5 protein-coding genes and 1 pseudogene are annotated in these 5,501 nt (G+C 68.2%); all 6 read right to left on the bottom strand.

The features are described 5' to 3' along the window. Positions 1-1,009 (bottom strand): Holliday junction branch migration DNA helicase RuvB (gene ruvB, locus FW784_RS12225; RefSeq protein ID WP_149353615.1); only part of this gene is annotated, 1,009 nt, incomplete at its 3' end. Positions 1,010-1,048: 39 nt separating this feature from the next. After that, complete coding sequence (locus FW784_RS12230; protein ID WP_149353616.1) at positions 1,049-2,983, bottom strand: potassium transporter Kup; 1,935 nt, start codon at positions 2,981-2,983, stop codon at positions 1,049-1,051. A 27-nt stretch (positions 2,984-3,010) separates the two neighbouring features. Next, positions 3,011-3,607 carry a Holliday junction branch migration protein RuvA gene (ruvA, locus tag FW784_RS12235; RefSeq protein ID WP_149353617.1) on the bottom strand — a complete coding sequence of 199 codons (597 nt, stop codon included), beginning with the start codon at positions 3,605-3,607 and terminating at the stop codon, positions 3,011-3,013. Positions 3,608-3,762: 155 nt separating this feature from the next. Next, positions 3,763-4,278, bottom strand: a complete 516-nt coding sequence (gene ruvC, locus FW784_RS12240; RefSeq protein ID WP_149353620.1) for a crossover junction endodeoxyribonuclease RuvC — start codon at positions 4,276-4,278, stop codon at positions 3,763-3,765. A gap of 93 nt (positions 4,279-4,371) precedes the next feature. Beyond that, positions 4,372-5,103, bottom strand: coding sequence for a YebC/PmpR family DNA-binding transcriptional regulator (locus FW784_RS12245; RefSeq protein WP_149353618.1), 732 nt, complete (start codon positions 5,101-5,103; stop codon positions 4,372-4,374). A gap of 87 nt (positions 5,104-5,190) precedes the next feature. After that, positions 5,191-5,501 (bottom strand): annotated as a pseudogene (locus FW784_RS12250) (alpha/beta hydrolase); the annotation flags it as partial.

Here is a 5,501-nt window from a genome sequence, read left to right on the forward strand (position 1 = left end):
CCGTCGACTTCACGCGCGGGGTAAACCCGAGGTGGCGATATGCCTTCGGCGTCGCCATCCGGCCGCGCGCGGTCCGGATCAGGTAGCCCTGCTGGATCAGGAACGGCTCGACGACGTCCTCGAGCGTGCCGCGCTCCTCGCTCAGCGCCGCGGCAAGCGACTCCACGCCGACCGGCCCACCGTCGAACGAGCCGATGACGGTGCCGAGCAGTCGCCGGTCCAGATCGTCGAAGCCTTCCGGGTCGACGCGCAGCATCGTCATCGCCGCGATCGCCGACTCGCGGGTGATCGTGCCGTCGCCACGCACCTGCGCGAAGTCGCGCACGCGCCGCAGCAGGCGATTGGCGATTCGCGGCGTGCCACGCGAGCGGCGCGCGATCTCGCCCGAACCGTCGGGCGTGCACGCGATGCCGAGGATGTGTGCCGAGCGCTGCACGATCTTCGTGAGCTCCTCGACGCTGTAGAACTCGAGCCGCTGCACGATGCCGAAGCGGTCGCGCAGCGGCGCGGTGAGCAGGCCTGCGCGCGTGGTCGCGCCGATCAGCGTGAATGGCGGCAGGTCGATCTTGATCGAGCGCGCGGCCGGGCCCTCGCCGATCATGATGTCGAGCTGGAAATCCTCCATCGCCGGGTACAGCACTTCCTCCACCAGCGGCGACAGGCGATGTATCTCGTCGACGAACAGCACGTCGTGCGGCTGCAGGTTGGTGAGCAGCGCGGCGAGGTCACCGGCCTTCTCGATCACCGGGCCCGACGTCTGACGCAGGTTCACGCCGAGTTCGTTGGCGATGACCTGGCTGAGCGTGGTCTTGCCGAGGCCGGGCGGCCCGAAGATCAGCACGTGGTCGAGGGCCTCGCCACGACCTTTGGCGGCCTCGATGTAGATCTTCATCTGCTCGCGCACGGGCACCTGGCCGAGGTACTCGTCCAGGCGCTTCGGGCGGATGCTGGCCTCGACGGCGGCGTCCTCGAAGGTGGCGCCGGCGGCGATGATGCGGGTCTCGGTCATGCCCGGATTATGGCCCGCCCCGGATCACCCGGTGCGACCTCAGATTTCGATCTGCGCGCCCAACTCCACGAGCCGGTTGCCCGGGATGCGGAAGAACGTGGTCGCCGGTGCCGCGTTGCGGTGCATGAGCGCGAAGATCTTGTCGCGCCACAGCGGCATGCCGCGATGCTTGCTGCCCACGATCGTCTCGCGGCTCGCGAAGTACGTGGTGTCCATCGGATCGAAGTAGATGCCGCCCTTGTCGCAGGAGCGCATCAGCGCGAGCGGCACGTCCGGAATCTCCATGAAGCCGAACCTGATCGTCACGCGGTAGAAATTCTCGCCGATCGAGTCGATCTTGAGCTTCTTGTCGCGCGGCGCCATGGGCACCGTCATCGGCTCGACGGTGAGGAACACGTTGCGCTCGTGCAGCACCTTGTTGTGCTTGAGGTTGTGCAGGAAGGCCTGCGGCACCACGCCGCGGTCGGCGGTCAGGAACACGGCGGTGCCGGGCACGCGCACGGGCGGCGAAAGCATCAGGCCGGGCAGGAACACGTCGAGCTGGATGCCTTCCTTGCGCGCCTCCTCGTGCAGCAGCGCGCGGCCGCGACGCCACGTGCGCATCAGGGTGAACGAGGTCAGGCCGATGAACAGCGGCACCCATGCGCCGATGCCGGTGAACAGCTTGCCGCCGTTCGCGACGAGGAACGCGACGTCGATGACCAGGAACATCGCGCACAGCGGGAGCACCCATTTGCGCGAATCGTTCCAGCGCGTGTAGGCGACGAGCGCGAGCAGCAGCGTGTCGATCAGCATCGTGCCTGTCACCGACAGGCCGTACGCGGTGGCGAGGTTGGTCGCGCTCTTGAACGCGAGCGTGAGCAGGATCACCGCGCCCAGCAGCGTCCAGTTGATCGACGGCACGTAGATCTGGCCGATCGTCTGCCGCGAGGTGTGCTTGATCGACAGACGCGGCAGGTAGCCGAGCTGGATCGCCTGCCGGGTCACCGAGAACGCGCCGGTGATCACCGCCTGGGAGGCGATCGCGGCGGCCACGGTGGCCAGGCCCAGCATCGGCACCTGTGCCCAGCCGGGCATCGACATGTAGAACGGATTCGAGCGCGCAGCCGGGTTCTGCAGCAGGACGGCGCCCTGGCCGAAATAGTTGAGGACCAGCGCCGGCAGCACGAACGCGAACCACGCCCACCGGATCGGCCGCTTGCCGAAATGGCCCATGTCGGCATACAGCGCTTCGCCGCCCGTGATCGCCAGCACCACGGCGCCCAGGATGAAGAGCGCATGGCCGCCGTGCGTGGTGAAGAACACGAAGGCCCAGTAGGGATTGAGCGCCCACAGCACGGACGGGTAACGCACGATGTTGTTGACGCCGAGCGCCGCCAGCACCACGAACCACGTGATCATCACGGGGCCGAAGATCCTGCCCACGCGCTCGGTACCGTAGCGCTGGAACGAGAACAGGCCGATCAGGATCACGAGCGCCACCGGCATCACCCAGTGTCCGAACGCGGGTGAGATCACGCGCAGGCCGTCGAGTGCGCCCAGCACCGTGACCGGCGGCGTGATCATGCCGTCGCCGAAGAACAGCGACGCGCCGAAGATGCCGAGAATGCCCACCAGGTAGTTCAGTCGCGAGCCCTGCTTGAGCGAGCGCTGCGCGAGTGCCGTCAGCGCCATGATGCCGCCCTCGCCTTCGTTGTCGGCGCGCATGATCACGATCACGTACTTGATCGTCACCACCAGCATCAGCGCCCAGAATGCGAGCGACAAGAGGCCCTTCACCGTCGCCGCGTCGGGCTGCAGCCCGTAATGCGGCAGGAACATTTCCTGGATGGTGTAGAGCGGGCTGGTGCCGATGTCACCGAACACGACACCCACGGCACCCACCACCAGCGTGGCCAGTGCGGTCGGCGCGTGTGCATGCCCATTGTCGCCTGCGCCGTGCGGATGCGCGGCGGATGAGTCGTTAGCGATCATGGATGTCTCTTGAAAACGGCCCGGCACTCAACGGAGCGCGGACTGTAGCGCCTTGCGGATGATGGTCGCGGTGTCGTCGCCCGGCGCGGTCGCGTCCTTGGCCATGCGGACGGCTTCGGCGGGCTTGTAGCCCAGTTGCTGCAGGGCGACGCCGGCCTCGGATTGCGGGTCGGCGGGCACACCGGTATTCATTCCCAACGTCGCGCCGATGCCCATCAGATCCGCCGCGCGGTCGCGCAGCTCGACGACGATGCGCTCGGCGGTCTTCTTGCCGATGCCAGGGATGCGCGTCAGGGCCGTCACATCGCCCGACTGCACGAGCCGCGCGAATTCGTCGACGCTGACCGAGGACAGGATCGCAAGCGCGATCTTCGCGCCGATGCCGGTGACCTTCTGCACGTCGCGGAACAGGCGGCGCTCGCCCTCGCGCAGGAAGGCGTAGAGCGCGACGCTGTCCTCCTTCTGCGCGTAATGCGTGAACAGAACGACCTCGCGCCCGACTTCGGGGAGGTCGTAGAACGTGCTCATCGGGGCTTCGAGCTCGTATCCGATGCCGCCGGCGACTTCGACCATCAGCCACGGCGGCTGCTTGTGCACGAGCACGCCACGCAGGCGCCCGATCACCGGCGGCCCTCGCGGATCGCCACGGCTGGCATCGTCACGCGCGGGCCCATGCCCGCGTACGGGAACTGTCGCATTGAGCTGTTTCCACTCCGGCTTGCGCCGCCGGCAATCCGGCGGCGCGCATTGTGCGCCTATCGAGGGCGGGCGGCACGCGGTCAGCTGCCGCGGCGACGCAGCTGTGCGAGCGCAATGCCGGTGCGGCCCGCGGTCGCGCTCATGTGCGCATGCGTCAGCGCGACGGCGAGGGCGTCGGCAGCGTCGGCCTGCAGCTTCTGCTCGGGCAGGTTCAGCAGCAGCCGCACCATGTGCTGTACCTGCTGCTTGTCGGCAGCGCCCTTGCCCACCAGCGACTGCTTGATCAGCCGCGGTGCGTATTCGTGCACCTTCAGGTGGCGGCGCACCACGGTCGCGATGGCCGCGCCGCGCGCATGGCCGAGCTTGAGCGCGCTGGTGGCGGACTTGTCCATGAACACGGTCTCGATCGCCACTTGGCCGGGATTCCACTCGTCGATCAGCGCATCCAGCCCGACGCAGAGCAGGCCCAGGCGCGCCGGGAAATCCTCGGCATCGAGCAGCTTCAGCGTGTGCGCGGCCACGTACGTGCACTTGCCGCCCGGCGCCACGTCGATGAAGCCGACCCCGGTGCGCTGCGAGCCGGGGTCGATTCCCATGATCCGGAACGTGCCCGGTGCGGGCGGCAGCGTGCTCACGCGGGGATCCGCGACGAGGCATTCATCGGAATGCCCGATGCCTGTCTGCCGCCGTCACGCGTACGCGTCCTCGCCCAGCTCGGCGTTGGAGTAGACGCTCTGAACGTCGTCGAGGTCCTCGAGCCATGCGAGCAGCTTGACGACCTGCCGACCCGTGTCGCCATCGACCGTCACGTTGTTGTCGGCGCGGAAGGTGACTTCGGCCTCGCCGGGCACCAGGCCCGCGGCTTCGAGCGCGGCCTTGACGTCGAGGAACGACTCCGGAGACGTGATCACGTCGATCGAGCCGTCTTCGGGATACACGATGACGTCGTCCGCGCCCGCCTCGATCGCGGCTTCGGTGAGGCGGTCCTCGTCGACGCCCTCGCCGAACCAGATCACGCCGCGCTTGTGGAACATGAAGGCGACGGAGCCCTCGGTACCGAGGTTGCCGCCGAACTTGGAGAACGCGTGGCGGACTTCGGCGACGGTGCGCACGCGGTTGTCGGTCAGGCAGTCCACGATCACAGCGACGCCGCCGGGCGCGTAGCCCTCGTAGCGGATCTCTTCGTACTCGACGCCTTCGAGCTCGCCCGTCGCCTTCTTGACCGCGCGCTCGATCACGTCCTTCGTCATGTTGACGGCAAGGCCCTTGTCGATCGCGACGCGCAGGCGCGGGTTGCCGTGCGGATCGCCGCCGCCGCTGCGCGCGGCGACGCTGATCTCACGGATGATCTTGGTGAAGATCTTGCCGCGCCGCGCGTCAACGGCGTTCTTGCGGGCTTCGATCGAGGGACCACGACCCATCGGGATTTCCGGGCGGCTGGAACGGGACAGCGATTTTAGCGGATCGGCCGCTTGTTCCCGCGCCGGAGCCGCCGCCGTTCGGGCGGTTCAGCTCTCGAAGCGGCCGTCGCGCAGGAAGGCGATCGTCTGGCGCGCCGCCAGCGGCGAGAAAACCAGCCCCGAGTGGCTCGCCGGAACCACCACGTGGTCGGACAGGCCTGCAAGCCGGGTTTCGGCGACGGCCACGGTGCCGTCGCTGGGGCCGTCGAAGCGACCGAACACCTGGCCGAGGCCGATGGGTCGGGTGCCGGCGATCATTCCGACCCGCGCGCGTCCCTGCCACGGCCTGCAGCCACTTCGGAGCAGCTCGCGGCTCTGGCCGAGCGTGGCGCCGACCACGGGCAGGAGGGAAAGAGTGT

This window comes from Cognatilysobacter lacus (genome assembly GCF_008274655.1).
In the GTDB taxonomy this organism is placed as follows: Bacteria; Pseudomonadota; Gammaproteobacteria; order Xanthomonadales; family Xanthomonadaceae; genus Cognatilysobacter; species Cognatilysobacter lacus.

Bases quoted from the DNA above. Each gene is read 5' to 3' on its own strand.
- FW784_RS12230 (WP_149353616.1), bottom strand. From the start codon at position 2,983: ATGATCGCTAACGACTCATCCGCCGCGCATCCGCACGGCGCAGGCGAC.
- ruvC (WP_149353620.1), bottom strand. From the start codon at position 4,278: ATGGGAATCGACCCCGGCTCGCAGCGCACCGGGGTCGGCTTCATCGAC.
- FW784_RS12245 (WP_149353618.1), bottom strand. From the start codon at position 5,103: ATGGGTCGTGGTCCCTCGATCGAAGCCCGCAAGAACGCCGTTGACGCG.